Raw genomic sequence first — 15,106 nt, forward strand, 5'->3', positions numbered from 1 at the left:
CAACCTATTACTGCCAACATTTCATTGAGGATAAGCAAGATGAAAACTTTTCGGAATTTGTATATTAATTTAAATGGTTACGATATCGACAGTTTTATCGGGCAATTGACTGAGTATTGTTTAAACTGTGCGGGTAGCTGGAAGCGAAATTTTGAACGCGAAGAAAATGCCAGATACTTCAATGAAAAGGCTTTTGCTTTTGAATATATCGGCGCAGAGGGTATTGTCAGTGCCGGAGTCACTTTGTTTCAAAACGACGCAGGGTTATGGTATGTGCCGAATATCATTCCCATAGCGTCCAATCAACTTAGCATAGACGAATATAACAAGCTTTTGCTTGACTTCAAAGAGAGTCTTGTTGATCCTGTCCGTAAAAATACGCCCATTATTGATGTTAAATTGACACCAGAACAGGTCTCTTTAAAGGATATAGTGGGTGAAGAGGCCGTGGAGGCATTGCAACGGTTTTCTGCTTCTGCCAATAAATTTACAGGCAATGCCCATCCTAATGATAAAAAAAGGTGGTTTGAGTTTTTATCCGCCGCACAGAAATATCATACAGTCTTGCATGATGATATTTTAAAAGCTACTTTAATAGAGCAGGGTTGGTCTGAAGAATGGGCGGACAAATTGGCTTTTGAGTTTGAATACGGTTGCGATTTGCTGGATTTTGTCGGAGCCTAACATTGTTTATTTCTCCAGCCACGATTAGCCAAAAAGTTAGCTGCTCTAGCGCACCTTTACTGTTTTTTGACACTTGTATTTTCTTAGATATTTTACGCTCACCGTATCGGCAGGGCATCTCCATTAAAGCCATTGACTCGACCTTGAAGTTGCTTAAAATGGCGGAAAACCAGCCTAATGACGTATGGCTGTTGACCAGCGAAACAGTAAAAGGTGAATGGGAGGCGAATATTGGCAGTGTCAGGCAAGAGCTGGAAAGTGAGGTGAAAAAATTTGAACGCATTCACGAAAAATTGGTTACTGCCGCTAATGTGATATTGGATATAGATCATGTGCATAGCCAAAAAATGACCGATTTGGATCTGCCCTTTCATCTTGAGAATTTGTCAAAATCATTATTAACCAATTGTTTTATAATAAATAATGAAGATAATCATTATGCAAGATCAGGGTATAGGGCTTCTAAGCGTCTAGCACCTTCAAAAAAAGGAAAATCAGAATACAATGACTGTCTTATTTTTGAGGTTTTTTTGGATGTCGCAAGCCAAGCAAGGATGCTGGGCTACAGCGGCACAATATGTTTTGTGACATCCAATTCCAGTGATTATGGAAAACCTGAAAATAACTTCGTAACCAATGACTTACAAGTAGTTGGTGCTAAGTTGGTCAACAGCCTCGAATGGGCGTTGAGCCTATGCCGATAGTTGGTAACCATGTACTTATTCCCCGCCGCCTTAATGGCATTGCCAAAACGCCGTATCGGCAAACACATACATCACGCCCGCATCACCCAAATTCATATCAATAAACGCTTCATCAAACTGCAAGAGAAAATGTCCATCATACTCGTCGCTTTGTAGCCAGAGAGGTTTGCCGGCGGCATAAGATGCCGAAAATACGGCATTCCTTAATTGCTCTAAGGGGTTTTCCTCATCATATTCCTCCGGCTCGTCAAAGATACTTTCAGGGACTCTGACGGGAGTTAGCTGATAACCGCTGGCTTGGTCGCTTTCCCGAAGGGTCTCGGACGGTTCGCCTTGGTCGATGTCATCTTGGGATAGGGCGATCAGGACGGTTTCTGGGGTATGGGGTTCATAGGCTCCGTTGTCTATGCGGTCACTGATAAATAGCGCGACGGCCCGCGCATTGGCGAGCGTGTCGGTTTTCAGTTCCGGCATGTCGTCTAAGTCGATGGTAAGCAGATGAGCCATTGGCAAGCCATTAAGGCGCGGCCAAGTCATTGGCGCTATGCCTAGAGGCACTCCGCCGATCCTTGCCACGGTGGTCGCGGTGGGTTCTTGGTCAATGGCCTCGGCTATATAAATAGTTAGCAGGTTGCTATCTGTCGTTTCCAAGACTTTAGCTGTCAGCTCACGAATCAATTCAATACTCATTTTCTTACCCTCCCCTAAATTAAGGTCAATTTAGCAAGTGTAGCAGTTTATAGAGTGCCTGTTAATAAATCCCGTAATTTTTTGTGGATTTTATTGTTTCGGCTGACTACCTCATAACTGCGGGTTATCCGCTGATAGGCGTTGGTTGGTAAAAACCGCCAGTAAGACCTCGTCTTCAAGCTGCAACAACGCCACAAACCGCGCCTGTTCTTCGGGGTTGGCCTGTAGGTAGGCCGTATCCAGATAGTGCTGGAGCAACAAATCCAGCTCTAAACTGCCACGGCGGCATTGCCATTTTAATTTTGCCAGTTCCATTATTGCCGTTTGACTAACAGCTTTTTAGTTTCGGCGATGGCTTTGGCGGGGTTCAGGCCTTTAGGGCAGGTGTCGGTGCAATTCATGATGGTGTGGCAACGGTACAGTTTGAACGGGTCTTCCAATTCATCCAGTCTTGCTCCGGTGTTTTCATCACGGCTGTCCGCCAGCCAGCGGTAGGCTTGCAACAAGACCGCAGGCCCCAGATAGCGTTCGCTGTTCCACCAATAACTGGGGCAACTGGTCGAGCAACAGGCGCAGAGCACACATTCGTATAAACCGTCTAATTTTGCCCGGTCCTCTTTGCTTTGCAGGCGTTCGGTGTCAGCAGGGGCGGGGGTTTGGGTGGCTATCCACGGTTTTATCGAGGCATATTGTGCGTAAAAATGCGTCATGTCCGGTACTAAATCTTTAACTACCGACATGTGCGGTAAGGGGTAGATTTTGATGGTGTCAGGATAGGAGTCAATGGCTTTGGTACACGCCAGGGTGTTTTTGCCGTTGACGTTCATGGCGCACGAGCCGCACACGCCTTCGCGGCACGAGCGGCGAAAAGTCAGGGTGCTGTCGATGTCGTTCTTTATTTTTAAGATCGCGTCCAGCACCATCGGCCCGCAATCGTCCATGTCCAGTTCGTAACTGTCGACACGCGGGTTTTCGCCGGAATCAGGATCCCATCGGTAAACTTCAAAACGGCGGATATTTTTGGCATCGGCTGGGGCTTTGAAAGTTTTGCCTTCGGTGAGTACGGAATTTTTCGGTAAGGTAAATTCAGCCATGTGAGAAATCTCGGGTTGATGGGGTTGGCATGGGGGAGTTAAAGTAAGTTTATCGGCAAAAATAACGGGTCATGCTAAATTTTTAATTCTTGTAAGCACTGCTCAGGTGTCATTGCTCTAAACAATCGACAAAAATTTTCATAACTGATAGCGTTGTTGCAAATAATCCAAACAGGCATCATCGGTTTCATCACCCATGTTAAATTGTCCGCGCCAGCGTTCGGAAAAACTCTGTGCCAATGGCTTGGCTGCCGTTGTTTGCCCATGCAGTAAACCGATACGAAAATAATGGATAAGATCATAAATTTCAGCAAGTTTTTCGCTAGGGATTTGTTTTATCTCGTCGAAAATTTGTTCTTGGAGCATGATACGTTACCTTCTAAATGGTTATCTTGTCCGGCTTTTATTCGCTTGGCGGCATCTTTTCTCTCCTTTAATTGATGCCGCTGCGACTTAAAATGTTTAGTAAACCCGCTCCTTAGGCGGAATCACTTCAACATCATCCGATAAGGTGTATAAATGCACCGGACGGTAATCAATGCTGACTTTGCCGTCAGTCAGCCAAGTAAGGGTGTGTTTCATCCAGTTGGCATCGTCACGGTTGGGGTAATCTTCCCGCGCATGGCCGCCCCGGCTTTCCTTACGGTTGCCGGCGGCGTTAATAGTGACATTGGCTTGAGCCAGCAAATTGTCCAGCTCCAGCGTTTCCACCAAATCCGTGTTCCAGATTAACGACTTGTCTTTTACGGTGACATCGGCAAACGAGGCGCTGATGTCGGCCATTGCCGTTATGCCTTCATCCAAGGTCGCTTGTGTCCTGAACACGGCGGCTTTCGTCTGCATGACCCGCTGCATGTCCAAACGGATATCCGAGCTGGAGCGGCTGCCGTTGGCGTTGCGGATTTTGTCAAACCGTGTCAAGGCTTGGTCACACGCGTCTTTATTGAGTGGTTTATGGGACGAGCCGGGTTTGATGAGTTCGGCGCAGCGGATAGCGGCAGAGCGGCCAAACACGATCAAGTCGAGCAAGGAGTTGGAGCCTAAACGGTTTGCGCCATGCACCGATACACAGGCGGCTTCGCCTATCGCCATCAGGCCAGGGACAATTTTATCGGGGTTGCCCGCTTCCAACGTCACCACTTCGGCCTTATAGTTGGTGGGGATGCCGCCCATATTGTAATGTACGGTCGGCAACACCGGAATCGGCTCTTTTGTGACATCGACACCCGCGAAGATTTTCGAGGTTTCGGCAATCCCCGGTAGGCGTTCGTGGATAATCGCCGGGTCCAAATGCTCAATATGCAGGTAAATATGGTCTTTGAGCTTGCCGACCCCACGGCCTTCGTTAATTTCTATGGTCATGGCGCGGCTGACCACGTCGCGGGAGGCCAAATCTTTGGCGGACGGGGCATAGCGTTCCATAAAACGCTCGCCTTGCGAGTTGGTCAGATAGCCACCTTCGCCGCGTACGCCTTCGGTAATCAGACAGCCGGAGCCGTAAATGCCCGTGGGGTGGAATTGGACAAATTCCATATCTTGTAATGGCAGGCCCGCGCGTAACACCATCGCATTGCCGTCACCCGTAACGGTATGCGCCGAGGTGCAGGAAAAATAACTGCGCCCGTAACCGCCCGTCGCCAACACGGTTTGGTGGGCTTTGAACAAATGCAAGGAACCGTCATCCAGGCACCACGCCAATACGCCCCGGCATTCGCCGTCCTGCATAATCAAATCTAAGGCGATATATTCGACAAAAAATTCGGCATTGTGCTTTAAGGCTTGTTGGTACAGGGTGTGTAAAATGGCGTGTCCGGTCTTATCCGCCGCCGCGCAAGTGCGCTGGGCTTGGCCTTTACCGTAATGGGTGGTCATACCGCCAAAAGCGCGTTGGTAAATTTTGCCTTCCGCCGTGCGCGAGAAGGGTACGCCGTAATGTTCCAGTTCTATCACGGCCGGAATAGCTTCACGGCACATGTATTCGATGGCATCCTGATCGCCCAGCCAGTCGGAGCCTTTGACCGTATCGTACATGTGGAAACGCCAGTCATCTTCGCCCATATTGCCTAACGCCGCGCTGATGCCGCCTTGGGCGGCGACGGTATGGCTGCGGGTCGGGAAGACTTTAGTCAGACAGGCCGTTTTCAGGCCTTTTTCGGCCATGCCAAAAGTCGCGCGTAAACCCGCACCACCCGCACCGACCACAATGACATCGTAAGCATGTTCAATAATTTTATAGCTGGTAGCCATGTTTTATCCTACTAAAATGATGCGCAATACTGCCAGCAGTGCCGCCAGTGCCAAAAACAGAAAGCTGAGGTTGACCGCCCAAACGGCGATGATTTTCGCGCCTTCTTTAGCGACATAATCTTCAATCACGACCTGCAAGCCTAGGGCGGAATGATAAAATACCGCCAGGATCCAGGCAGTTATGCACACGGTATTCAGCGGCTCTGCCAACCACGCTACGGTTTCGCGGTAGGGGGCGTTAATGCACAGTTTGAGCAAAATGATGAACGGTAAGGTCAGTGGGATTAATGCCACTGCGGTCACGCGCTGCATCCACCAGTGTGCCGTGCCTGCTTTGGCAGAACCGATGCCGAGGGCTTTGGCTAAAGGGGTCCTAAAATCCATACAACAACCTCTAAATAAAGATTAACGCGATAAAAGTCAGCGCCAACGCCGCACCCAGCTCGATTTTGGCATAATAATCCAAGGTTTCTTTATCGAAACTGTGGCCGGCATCCCAGAATAAATGCCGTACGCCGTGGCATAAATGAAAAAATAGTGCGTACACAAAGCCCCAGTACATCAGGGTGACCAGCCAATTGCCCAACATGGCCTGCATCTGCCCATAAGAGCTGGTGCCGCCTGACACCGCCGATAAGATATAAACCACAAACAGCAAACCTACCGAGAGCATCACGCCAGTGATACGGTGGGAGATGGAGATCATCCCCGTTAACGGCAGTTGGTAGATTTGTAAATGCGGGGAAGTGGGTCGGTTTGAGTTAGCAGCCATAAAGTTCCCGGTAGTGTAAGTTAAAAAGCCCCAGCCCATTTTATCAGACTGTCGTTTTATTGATATTGTGCGGAAAGCGCAGGTAAAAATCTATAGACAGGTACGCATATTGCACAAATATCGTCTGGGTGTCTATAGGCGATGGGAGGATAATAGTAATTTTATTGTATTTTGTAGGGTTAATGGTGGGGTGCGCCAACTCAAAACAGGAGTTTATGCGTTAAGTTCCTTCAAATATTAGCAAAAAACTAACAAAATCATCCCACCTACAGCGTTTTCTTTGCTAAACTCATTAAGAATATAGAATGAATGCCTAGCCGCATTTTTCAGATGAACTATTTTTATCTGAAATAAAAAAACAGTTTCCGCCGCCCAATTTTACTTATTAGCTGAAAATCGCCAAAACCTCAAAGGCATCTTTAAGGAAAGCAACGTTTTTATATTTTATCAATCCGTTAGGTGGGTTTTATTGGGGATGGCTGATGCGCTTATGCTGTACTGATAAGCGTGGTTCCAGATGGGTTTTTGCCTAAAGTGCAAAGGGCTTCAGCTTTAGTCGATGCTCTGTAGGAGCAACGTATCCATAAACACACATCCTTGGATGTAGGGTTTTAAGTTTCTTTATCGATCCCTGTTAATTCTATGCCTAGGACAATCATTAAATGAAAGCCATGATCTTATCCCGACCCGCAAAAACCCGCGCTTTGTTATTTTTAGGGCTATTGCTGATGGCGATAGGGATTTTAGGCGGCACTATTTTGCGCAATCTCTATCATTTTAATAGCGTATTATCCTATGTCGAATACTCGCACCGTATCCAAAAGATTTCGGTCGGGCTGCACCAGTCCATTATCGGTTATCTGATCGAAAATCGGGGTGATCTGCAACCGGCGGCATTGACCGCCACCCTGAATGAAATGGAAGAGCTGATGGAGGATAAGCGCTATTTGTCCGAAGCCACCAAAACCCATTTGGCAGAGCTAAAAGACATGCTCAAAGATATAGTCGAATTGGGGCGGGGCGAAAAGAACGAGCGTTTGTCGCAAGCCTTAAAAATCATGGATGAAACTTTGGAATACGAGGCGTTGCAACGCGAAAAATCCCTCGAAGACATCAATCTGAGTACCCAAAGCGAGTTGTACATTGCGCTGGCGATTTTTACCCTGATTGTCGTCGGGGCGGTAAGTTTTTTGCATTCGCGTATCTTGCATCCGCTTAATGATTTGCGCAAGTTGCTGGAGAGGCTGACCGAGGAAAACTTTACCCCCATCACCACGGCCCACTTAGATCCCTTACTGTTGCCGGTCTTTAACAGCTATAATGTCATGGTTAAACATTTGGCGGAATTGGAAGAGGCCAAACGTCTGTATGCGCAATCTTTACAGCATGAAGTCCGCCTCGCTACCCAAGCGTTGTTAGAACAACAATACAGCTTAGCGCGTGCTGAGCGGTTGGCGGCGATTGGCGAAGTCGCCGCCGAATTGGCGCACGAAATACGCAATCCCTTAGCGGGCATACAGATGGCTTTTAATAATCTGCGCCGTGAGATTGCCGACCCGCAGCAAATCGAACGCATTGAACTGATCAATTCCGAACTGAAACGATTGGCGGCCTTGCTGACCGATATGCTCAACCAAAGCAAGCATAGCCCTGAAACCGCCTGTTATTTTGATATGGCGATACTGATCCGCGATCTGGCCACCTTAACCCGTTACCAGATACCTGAAACTATCCAACTGGAAATCAATGCCCCCGAACACCTTAAGGTCTATTTGCCAGAAAGCGGTATGCGGCAAATGTTGCTGAATTTATTGCTGAACGCCGCCGATGCGCTGGATACCCAGCTAGGTTTTATCCGTATTAACGTTTATGTCGGCAGCCGGGGCCGGGGCTTGGGTATTGACGTGATAGACAACGGTCCTGGCTTTACCCAAGACATGTTGGCTTACGGCATCCGCCCTTTCCGTACCAGCCGCCCGCGCGGCACGGGTTTAGGCTTGGCGATGGTGCAGCGTTTTGTCAAAAATCTCGATGGCACGATTAAACTGAGTAACCAGCAACCGCACGGGGCTTGTGTTACTGTCTTACTACCCGACGTTTGCCTCGCTGGAGAGCATTATGATTGAAACCCTGCTCATTATTGAAGATGAAAAATTGCTCGGCTCGGAGCTGTCGCGCCATTACCGCCAATCTGGCTGGGAAGTGGTGTTGGTCAGTACCTTGGGCGAAGCCAAGACTTTGCTGATGCAAAAAAATCTCGAACCCTTGCTGATTTTATCTGATATGAATCTGCCGGATGGTAATGCCTTGGATTTCATGGAGTTTATGAAAAAACACGCGGGCTATGCCGAATGGCTGTTTTTGACGGGCTACGGCAGCGTCCCCGATTCTGTCCGTGCCTTGCGTTTAGGCGCCTATGATTTTCTGGAAAAGCCGTGTGATCTGGAACGCTTGGATTTAGTGGTTGCCAGCGCCTCGCGGAGTGCGGCGATACAGCGCCGTTTAGTAGACCAGACCCGGCAAGGCTATCGGCGTTATTCACCCGATGCCTATATCGGCCATAGCCAACAAGCGCAGGGTATCCGGCAAATTCTCGGCAAGCTCACCCAAGTGCCGTTCAGCGCTTTAATTATCGGCGGCGAAAGCGGAACGGGTAAGGGTTTGGCGGCGCGTATCCTGCATTATGGCGGCTCCCGCGCCCAGCAACCGATGATTGAAGTCAATTGCGCGGCTTTGCCGCGCGAGTTGTTGGAATCGGAGTTGTTCGGCCACGAGCCGGGGGCCTTTACGGGGGCATCTGGCCGGCACCGTGGTTTATTGGAACAAGCCGATGGCGGTACCTTATTCATGGACGAAATTGGCGAAATGCCTCTGGATTTGCAGGCCAAATTATTAAAGGTGATTGAAGACCATAAAGTCCGCCGCTTAGGGGGTGAGAAAGAAATCAGTGTCGATGTGCAAATCGTCGCCGCCAGTAACCGCGATTTGGAACAAATGGCACAGGACAGCACCTTCCGTTCTGACTTATACCACCGCCTGAGTGTGTTTAAGGTCATCTTGCCGCCATTACGCGAAGCGGTTGAAGATTTGGACGAGTTGGTGCCTTTATTTGTTGCTGAATACAACGCCAAAGCGGGTAAGCAAGTGCGGGCAATTCCTGATGAAGTGTGGAAGCAACTTAAAGCCTATCATTGGCCGGGTAATGTCAGGGAATTGCGTAATGTCATCGAACGTTGCGTGTTATTCGCCGACAGCCCGATTTTCCCCGGCCAATGGCTGCAACTGCCCGGCCAACAGCTTAATAAAGTGATCCCGCTTAGCAGCGGCGATAGCCTGAACTTGCCCTTAGACGGCAGTATGGCCTTGGATGATATGGAACGCTTTATTATCAAAACTGTCTTAGACAGGGTTGATAACAATCTGACCGCCGCTGCCCGAATGCTGGGCGCGACCCGCGAGACGTTACGCTATCGGGTGAAGAAATACAATCTGAAAATGGTCGATGGTTAAACAGCCAAGAGGTGTGATATGGCGGATGAAGCGTTACTGCTCTGGGGCGTGGTGTTTAGCTCATTAGGCTTGGGCTATTTTATTTACGGCAAAAAACAAGGCGCTCCTGTGCCGCTGGTGTGCGGTTTGGTGCTGATGGTTTACCCTTACTTTATCTCCAGCACCCTAGTGCTGGTTGCGCTGGGTATGGTCTTGGCGGCGATACCTTATTTTATCCGTCTGTGAGGTCTTCACAGACTTGCCGATGGCCTAATGGCGTGTCCTAACCTATAAATGGCCGTTATCGGGTGGGTTTATTGGCAATCCCAAACGGAATATGCACCATCGGGATATTGCTGGCGGACGCTTGCAAATGGCTGAGCTGGTCATCAAAAAAGATATGCGGCTTTAGTACCGACAAAATCCGCGCCTTTTCCATGCCGCCTAGGAAAAATGACTCGTCCGCCGACACGCCCCAGCTTTTTAGCGTGGTGACCACCCGCTCATGTGCAGGGGCATTTCTGGCGGTGACAATGGCAATGCGGATGATTTTTTGGTAAGAAGGGTCTTCTTGGCGCTTAGCCTCTTCCAGCCGCTGCATAAATGCGAGATTTTTAAACAAACCCGCCAACGGCCCCGGCTGGTGGGGTATGGCTTGCTTTTCGGTTTCGTGGGCGACAAACTCGGTCAAGGAATGGTTTTTTTTATAAACCGCCTCGGCCTCATCATCGGCAATCACGCCGTCAAAGTCGAAAGCCACCCGCAATTCCGCATCTTGCCCATCATCATAAATCACCGAAGGCAATACGACCCCCGCCGGATAACCGGCATTAATCGCTTGTTGCACATCGTCTTTATTGGCGCTTAAAAACAGCGAGGCATTAAAAGCGGGGACATACTTATGCGGCGAATGCCCGGCCATAAAAGCCGCACGCGTAATGTCCAAACCATAATGTTGAATCGAGCGGAAAATCCGCAAGCCCGTTTCAGATGAATTGCGCGACAACATCACCACCTCAACCGGGCATTGCTCAGGAAACGCCTTGTTAATGCCTAAAAACCGCCGGATAAACGGAAACGCCACCCCGGTCGGGAAAGGCTGGTCTATATGTGCCTCCTGATGGCGGCGGTAATCGTTATAGCCTTTATCCAAATAGATTTGGTGCGATTCGGATAAGTCAAACAAGGCACTGGACGACACGCCGATGACAAACTTGCTTTCGATAGCATAAGCGGCCATTAAACGATCCACGTCATCGGGTTAAGCCCATAGTCCATAAGATTTCTGCATAACGATTAAAGAAAACCCCAGCACGGCATTAATGGCTTGCAGGGCTTTGGTGCATTGTTGTTTGTCATCACCAAACTCTTCAATGACAATGGCAAATAATTCTTTGCTCATTAAATACATGGAGCCGGTCATAAATTCAAGTGGCAATTGGATGGCGACATGGGCATCTCCGACATTGAGCATTTTTTCGGTGAAGTCGGCATCGATGTCTTGGGTGAATAAGCTGTTGAGCCAATTTAAATGCGTGGTTTTCAGATGCTCTATCCGCTCACTATGGGCTTTTAAAAAATAAAACGTATCTGATGTGGTGAGCAGTTTAACGTAAAACGCATCGGTCACTTTGGGCAAGTGTGGCGTTATGACAGGTGCTATTTCTTTTAGGCGGCTTTCAAGCTCACTGCTTAATCCAGAAATGGCTTTGCCGCTGGTCATTATTTTGTTTATCATAAAAGTATCGCCTTTATTTTTATTGTTGTTTTGGCAATGATATAAATTATTATGTCATTTGTTCAGGTTTTATTTATCGGGTATTGTGTGCCGTATAAACCATTAATTCCCGTTTCCATTCGGGGGGAAATCGACTTAATTAGAAGGCGTGTAAGCGGAGCTAAGGTTTGAAAATAGCGTTTCGCTTATGCCGGTCATTTTCAGGAACGGTTCAAGTTCCCGTTGTAAAAAGGATGTCTGATACGATTGTTGCATGATTAAAAGACAGAAGCCTATGGCTGAAATGACCGCGTTAGTCAGTTCCGCTTTTTTTGTGCTGTCGAGGGTTAATGTTTCAATTTCGCTGATGATTAAATTCGACAAGAGCGTCATCGACCCCGCCATAAATTCAACAGGCAAATTAATTTTTACATGCACATCGCCGACTTTATACATGGCTTCGGTGTAATGGCTATCAAAGGCTGAAGAAAATAAGCTTTCAAGCCATTTGCTATGGGTTTTTTTTAATTGTTCTATTCTTCCTTCCAAAAATGGCTTGGTTTTCTCTATGGTTATGAGTTTTGCGTAAAAAGCATCGGTAATATGAGGGATCCTTTGGAATATTTCGTCTTTTACTGAAGCAAGCACTGCCTCGTGTTGGTCCGTCAAGCCGGAAAAACTTTTTGCATATTCTGTTAATGCTTGAAAATTAATGGTATTTTTCATGGTTTTTATATTCAAGGTGAATGCAGCTTAAAGGGTAGTTGAATAATCCGTTGTTGGTATAGCATAAAGCAATTATGGCCTGCTTAGATGTTACACATCAGGCAGTATAAGGGTTACACAGAACGGACAACAGCCCCTTTTCAAAGTTTACTAATTCTCTTATATTCATTTCATAAGTGCAATCGAAATTAAACGGCTATGAGAGGCTATTATCCTGACTGTGGCGGAGCGCTGTCGGGCTTCTGGCCAAAGGCAAGCCTTTGCGTAGCTATTCCATAAAAGCTACGTTTTCCCACTCGACGCACCCTGCGGCCTACGCTGTTTTATGGCATAATGCCATTATTTATTTTCCCTACATCTTGTGCATTTATCCATGTCGAATAGAAAAATTCTTGTCACCAGTGCCTTGCCTTATGCAAATGGCCCGATTCATTTAGGCCATTTGGTTGAATATATCCAGACTGACATTTGGGTGCGTTTCCAAAAGCAACGCGGCCACCAGTGCCATTATGTCTGTGCGGACGATACCCACGGCACGCCGATTATGTTACGCGCCGATAAAGAGGGTATTACGCCGGAGGCATTGATCGGCAAGGTCTGGGAACAGCATTTTGCCGATTTTAACGAGTTTGGCGTGGCTTTTGACAATTATCACAGCACCCATTCCGAAGAGAACAGAGTCTTGTCGGCAATGGTGTATACCCGGCTGCGCGATGCCGGGCATATCAGTTCGCGCACCATTACCCAGGCCTTTGATCCGGTAAAGAATATGTTTTTGCCTGACCGTTTCATTAAGGGCGAATGCCCTAAGTGTGGCGCGGCTGAGCAGTATGGCGACGGTTGCGAAGTGTGCGGGGCGACCTATTCGCCGACGGATTTAAAAAATCCGGTGTCGGCCATTTCCGGCGAGAAGCCGATTGCCAAAGATTCGGTACATTATTTCTTTGATTTGGCCAACTTTACCGAAATGCTGAGCGCGTGGACAAACGCCGGGCATTTACAACCGGAAGTGAGCAATAAGCTCGCCGAATGGTTGGGCGGCGGTTTGCAGCAATGGGATATTTCGCGCGATGCGCCGTATTTCGGTTTTGAGATTCCTGACGCGCCCGGCAAATATTTTTATGTCTGGTTAGACGCGCCGATTGGCTATATGGCAAGTTTTAAGAATTTGTGCGATAAGCAGGGTTTGGATTTTGATGCGTTCTGGGCTAAGGACAGCACGGCTGAGCTGTACCATTTCATCGGCAAAGATATTATTTATTTCCATGCCTTATTTTGGCCGGCGATGTTGAGTGGTGCGGGTTTGCGCACGCCGTCGGCCATTTTTGCGCATGGCTTTTTGACGGTGAACGGTGAAAAGATGTCCAAATCACGCGGCACGTTTATTACGGCGCGGACGTATCTGGAGCATCTGAACCCTGAATATCTGCGCTATTATTTTGCCGCCAAACTAAGTGCGGGGGTTGATGATCTGGATTTAAATTTTGATGATTTCAGCCAACGGGTCAATGCGGATTTGGTGGGTAAGGTGGTGAATATTGCCAGCCGTTGCAGCGGCTTTATCACTAAGCGTTTTGCTGGGGTATTGTCGGCAAATTGCGCGGAACCTGCGCTGTTCGCCGATTTTCTCAGTGCCAATGCCAGCATCGCCGAGTTTTACGAAACCCGCGAGTTTGGTAAGGCAATGCGCGAGATTATGGCCTTGGCGGATAAGGCCAACCAGTATATCGACGAGAAAAAGCCGTGGCTGTTGGCAAAAGCCGAGGGTAAAGAGCAAGAACTGCATGAGGTGTGCTCAATGGGGCTGAATTTGTTCCGGGTGCTGGTGTTGTACTTAAAGCCAGTGCTGCCAGTATTGGCGGCAGAAGCGGAACACTTTTTAAAGCTTGCGCCGCAAGCGTGGACGGAGGCGGTACAGCCGTTGTTAGCCCATGAAATTAATGAATTTAAGCCACTGATGACCCGTGTCGATGCCGATAAAATTACGGCAATTGTCGATGCGTCTAAGGAAAATCTGGAAAAGACGGCGGTGGTGGCCGCATCTGTCGCTAAGCAGTTTGAGCCTATCGCGGAGACGATTGATTTTAATGACTTCGCCAAGCTGGATTTGCGCGTAGCCAAGATTGTTAAGGCCGCTGCGGTCGAGGGTTCTGATAAGCTGTTGCAGTTGACGGTAGATATAGGCGATGAGACCCGGACGATTTTTTCCGGCATTAAGTCGGCCTATCAGCCGGAAGATTTGGAAGGGCGGTTGACGCTGGTGATTGCTAACTTGGCACCGCGCAAAATGCGTTTTGGGGTGTCCGAAGGCATGGTGCTGGCGGCAGGGCCTGGGGATAAGGAAATTTGGCTGCTCAGCCCTGATAGCGGCGCAGTGGCGGGGCTACGGGTTAAGTAGCTTTTTGGGTCATCACGCATTTATTGGGCAGGTTATGGACACTAACGATAAGACAATCAAAGTGTATTACAACTCGGCCTGTCCGGTGTGTAAGGCGGGTATAGAAGCGCAACAAGGCGAACTGCAAGCCTGTCAGATTGCTTGGCAAGATGTCCATACCGATAACAGTTTAGCCGCCGAAGTGGGGGCGGAGCTTGAGTTTGTCCGCGAACGCCTGCATGTGGTCGATGCGAAGGGCAGGGTGTTGGTCGGTTTTGCTGCCCTTTTGGAAATTGGGCGGCATTCGCCTAAGCAGCAGAAGTGGGTCAAGGTGCTGGGTTTACCGGGCATCCGCCAGCTTGGTGGGTTAGCTTATAATGGCTTTGCCGCCGTCTTGTACCGTTGGAATAGGATGAAGAAGCATTGGTGACCAGTTTAATGGCTTTTGCTTATACGGCTAATAATGGTGTCTGAGTTGGGCAATTAAAACGGCCTCTTTGGTGACTCTGTAAACCAACCGATGTTCATCATTGATGCGGCGAGACCAATAGCCTGATAGGGCATTGATCCGCGCTAGCATTTTAGTGTCGGTTGTTGCCAATAGAG

At 48.4% G+C, this 15,106-nt stretch carries 18 protein-coding genes; 7 read left to right on the top strand and 11 right to left on the bottom strand.

What is annotated here, in order from left to right:
• Positions 1-39 precede the first annotated feature (39 nt).
• Together AADEFJLK_RS12205 and AADEFJLK_RS12210 are read left to right on the top strand one after the other, a co-directional pair.
• Positions 40-684 (top strand): DUF1889 family protein, encoded by a 645-nt coding sequence (locus AADEFJLK_RS12205; RefSeq protein ID WP_103974480.1) that lies wholly within the window; start codon positions 40-42, stop codon positions 682-684.
• A gap of 2 nt (positions 685-686) precedes the next feature.
• On the top strand, positions 687-1,388 hold the full coding sequence (locus tag AADEFJLK_RS12210; protein ID WP_103974481.1) for a PIN domain-containing protein: 702 nt from the start codon (positions 687-689) through the stop codon (positions 1,386-1,388).
• A 30-nt stretch (positions 1,389-1,418) separates the two neighbouring features.
• On the opposite strand, the gene AADEFJLK_RS12215 is transcribed toward AADEFJLK_RS12210, so the two are convergent.
• The 7 genes from AADEFJLK_RS12215 to sdhC form a co-directional block, all read right to left on the bottom strand.
• Positions 1,419-2,078 carry a DUF1963 domain-containing protein gene (locus AADEFJLK_RS12215; protein ID WP_103974482.1) on the bottom strand — a complete coding sequence of 220 codons (660 nt, stop codon included), beginning with the start codon at positions 2,076-2,078 and terminating at the stop codon, positions 1,419-1,421.
• Positions 2,079-2,189: 111 nt separating this feature from the next.
• The gene (locus AADEFJLK_RS12220; protein WP_103974483.1) at positions 2,190-2,393 is read right to left on the bottom strand and encodes an FAD assembly factor SdhE; all 204 of its coding nucleotides are present in this window, start codon (positions 2,391-2,393) and stop codon (positions 2,190-2,192) included.
• On the bottom strand, positions 2,393-3,172 hold the full coding sequence (locus AADEFJLK_RS12225) for a succinate dehydrogenase iron-sulfur subunit (RefSeq protein ID WP_103974484.1): 780 nt from the start codon (positions 3,170-3,172) through the stop codon (positions 2,393-2,395). Before AADEFJLK_RS12225 ends, AADEFJLK_RS12220 begins: the two co-directional genes overlap by 1 nt.
• A 138-nt stretch (positions 3,173-3,310) precedes the next feature.
• Positions 3,311-3,538, bottom strand: a complete 228-nt coding sequence (locus tag AADEFJLK_RS12230) for a hypothetical protein (RefSeq protein WP_103974485.1) — start codon at positions 3,536-3,538, stop codon at positions 3,311-3,313.
• 96 nt (positions 3,539-3,634) lie between these two features.
• Positions 3,635-5,419 (bottom strand): succinate dehydrogenase flavoprotein subunit, encoded by a 1,785-nt coding sequence (gene sdhA, locus AADEFJLK_RS12235; protein WP_088618826.1) that lies wholly within the window; start codon positions 5,417-5,419, stop codon positions 3,635-3,637.
• 3 nt (positions 5,420-5,422) lie between these two features.
• Positions 5,423-5,803 (bottom strand): succinate dehydrogenase, hydrophobic membrane anchor protein, encoded by a 381-nt coding sequence (gene sdhD, locus AADEFJLK_RS12240; protein ID WP_088618827.1) that lies wholly within the window; start codon positions 5,801-5,803, stop codon positions 5,423-5,425.
• 10 nt (positions 5,804-5,813) lie between these two features.
• Positions 5,814-6,191, bottom strand: a complete 378-nt coding sequence (gene sdhC / locus AADEFJLK_RS12245; protein WP_103974623.1) for a succinate dehydrogenase, cytochrome b556 subunit — start codon at positions 6,189-6,191, stop codon at positions 5,814-5,816.
• A 662-nt stretch (positions 6,192-6,853) separates the two neighbouring features.
• Between sdhC and AADEFJLK_RS12250 the strand changes: the two genes are divergently transcribed.
• From AADEFJLK_RS12250 to AADEFJLK_RS12260, 3 genes are read left to right on the top strand one after another with little or no spacing between them, the layout of a single operon-like run.
• Entirely contained in the window at positions 6,854-8,317 is a 1,464-nt protein-coding gene (locus tag AADEFJLK_RS12250; protein ID WP_088618828.1) for a sensor histidine kinase, read from the top strand.
• Positions 8,310-9,701, top strand: coding sequence for a sigma-54-dependent transcriptional regulator (locus AADEFJLK_RS12255; protein ID WP_088618829.1), 1,392 nt, complete (start codon positions 8,310-8,312; stop codon positions 9,699-9,701). Before AADEFJLK_RS12250 ends, AADEFJLK_RS12255 begins: the two co-directional genes overlap by 8 nt.
• Before the next feature lie 18 nt (positions 9,702-9,719).
• Positions 9,720-9,926 (top strand): hypothetical protein, encoded by a 207-nt coding sequence (locus tag AADEFJLK_RS12260; RefSeq protein WP_088618830.1) that lies wholly within the window; start codon positions 9,720-9,722, stop codon positions 9,924-9,926.
• Positions 9,927-9,981: 55 nt separating this feature from the next.
• Here the strand turns inward: AADEFJLK_RS12260 and AADEFJLK_RS12265 are convergent, their stop codons facing one another.
• The 3 genes from AADEFJLK_RS12265 to AADEFJLK_RS12275 all read right to left on the bottom strand — a co-directional run bounded on the left by AADEFJLK_RS12265 (position 9,982) and on the right by AADEFJLK_RS12275 (position 12,123).
• Positions 9,982-10,920 carry a 5'-nucleotidase gene (locus AADEFJLK_RS12265; RefSeq protein ID WP_103974486.1) on the bottom strand — a complete coding sequence of 313 codons (939 nt, stop codon included), beginning with the start codon at positions 10,918-10,920 and terminating at the stop codon, positions 9,982-9,984.
• Between the two features lie 21 nt (positions 10,921-10,941).
• Positions 10,942-11,418, bottom strand: coding sequence for a protoglobin domain-containing protein (locus AADEFJLK_RS12270; RefSeq protein WP_103974487.1), 477 nt, complete (start codon positions 11,416-11,418; stop codon positions 10,942-10,944).
• A 135-nt stretch (positions 11,419-11,553) separates the two neighbouring features.
• Positions 11,554-12,123: a protoglobin domain-containing protein gene (locus AADEFJLK_RS12275; RefSeq protein WP_103974488.1), complete on the bottom strand. Its 570-nt coding sequence runs from the start codon at positions 12,121-12,123 to the stop codon at positions 11,554-11,556.
• Between the two features lie 373 nt (positions 12,124-12,496).
• Here AADEFJLK_RS12275 and metG point away from each other — a divergent pair, with 373 nt between their 5' ends.
• Positions 12,497-14,521 (top strand): methionine--tRNA ligase, encoded by a 2,025-nt coding sequence (metG, locus tag AADEFJLK_RS12280; protein ID WP_103974489.1) that lies wholly within the window; start codon positions 12,497-12,499, stop codon positions 14,519-14,521.
• A gap of 34 nt (positions 14,522-14,555) precedes the next feature.
• The gene (locus tag AADEFJLK_RS12285) at positions 14,556-14,930 is read left to right on the top strand and encodes a thiol-disulfide oxidoreductase DCC family protein (protein ID WP_103974490.1); all 375 of its coding nucleotides are present in this window, start codon (positions 14,556-14,558) and stop codon (positions 14,928-14,930) included.
• Between the two features lie 27 nt (positions 14,931-14,957).
• Here the strand turns inward: AADEFJLK_RS12285 and AADEFJLK_RS12290 are convergent, their stop codons facing one another.
• Positions 14,958-15,080, bottom strand: coding sequence for a Txe/YoeB family addiction module toxin (locus AADEFJLK_RS12290; protein ID WP_428839028.1), 123 nt, complete (start codon positions 15,078-15,080; stop codon positions 14,958-14,960).
• Between the last annotated feature and the right edge of the window lie 26 nt (positions 15,081-15,106).

The sequence above is a fragment of the Methylovulum psychrotolerans genome (assembly GCF_002923755.1).
Classification (GTDB): domain Bacteria; phylum Pseudomonadota; class Gammaproteobacteria; order Methylococcales; family Methylomonadaceae; genus Methylovulum; species Methylovulum psychrotolerans.

Excerpts from the sequence above, each read along its gene's own strand:
- sdhD (WP_088618827.1), bottom strand. The coding sequence starts at position 5,803 with ATGGATTTTAGGACCCCTTTAGCCAAAGCCCTCGGCATCGGTTCTGCC.
- AADEFJLK_RS12255 (WP_088618829.1), top strand. The coding sequence starts at position 8,310 with ATGATTGAAACCCTGCTCATTATTGAAGATGAAAAATTGCTCGGCTCG.
- sdhC (WP_103974623.1), bottom strand. The coding sequence starts at position 6,191 with ATGGCTGCTAACTCAAACCGACCCACTTCCCCGCATTTACAAATCTAC.
- sdhA (WP_088618826.1), bottom strand. The coding sequence starts at position 5,419 with ATGGCTACCAGCTATAAAATTATTGAACATGCTTACGATGTCATTGTG.
- AADEFJLK_RS12290 (WP_428839028.1), bottom strand. The coding sequence starts at position 15,080 with ATGCTAGCGCGGATCAATGCCCTATCAGGCTATTGGTCTCGCCGCATC.
- AADEFJLK_RS12270 (WP_103974487.1), bottom strand. The coding sequence starts at position 11,418 with ATGATAAACAAAATAATGACCAGCGGCAAAGCCATTTCTGGATTAAGC.
- AADEFJLK_RS12215 (WP_103974482.1), bottom strand. The coding sequence starts at position 2,078 with ATGAGTATTGAATTGATTCGTGAGCTGACAGCTAAAGTCTTGGAAACG.
- AADEFJLK_RS12220 (WP_103974483.1), bottom strand. The coding sequence starts at position 2,393 with ATGGAACTGGCAAAATTAAAATGGCAATGCCGCCGTGGCAGTTTAGAG.
- AADEFJLK_RS12275 (WP_103974488.1), bottom strand. The coding sequence starts at position 12,123 with ATGAAAAATACCATTAATTTTCAAGCATTAACAGAATATGCAAAAAGT.
- metG (WP_103974489.1), top strand. The coding sequence starts at position 12,497 with ATGTCGAATAGAAAAATTCTTGTCACCAGTGCCTTGCCTTATGCAAAT.
- AADEFJLK_RS12205 (WP_103974480.1), top strand. The coding sequence starts at position 40 with ATGAAAACTTTTCGGAATTTGTATATTAATTTAAATGGTTACGATATC.
- AADEFJLK_RS12265 (WP_103974486.1), bottom strand. The coding sequence starts at position 10,920 with ATGGCCGCTTATGCTATCGAAAGCAAGTTTGTCATCGGCGTGTCGTCC.
- AADEFJLK_RS12285 (WP_103974490.1), top strand. The coding sequence starts at position 14,556 with ATGGACACTAACGATAAGACAATCAAAGTGTATTACAACTCGGCCTGT.
- AADEFJLK_RS12250 (WP_088618828.1), top strand. The coding sequence starts at position 6,854 with ATGAAAGCCATGATCTTATCCCGACCCGCAAAAACCCGCGCTTTGTTA.
- AADEFJLK_RS12230 (WP_103974485.1), bottom strand. The coding sequence starts at position 3,538 with ATGCTCCAAGAACAAATTTTCGACGAGATAAAACAAATCCCTAGCGAA.
- AADEFJLK_RS12225 (WP_103974484.1), bottom strand. The coding sequence starts at position 3,172 with ATGGCTGAATTTACCTTACCGAAAAATTCCGTACTCACCGAAGGCAAA.
- AADEFJLK_RS12260 (WP_088618830.1), top strand. The coding sequence starts at position 9,720 with ATGGCGGATGAAGCGTTACTGCTCTGGGGCGTGGTGTTTAGCTCATTA.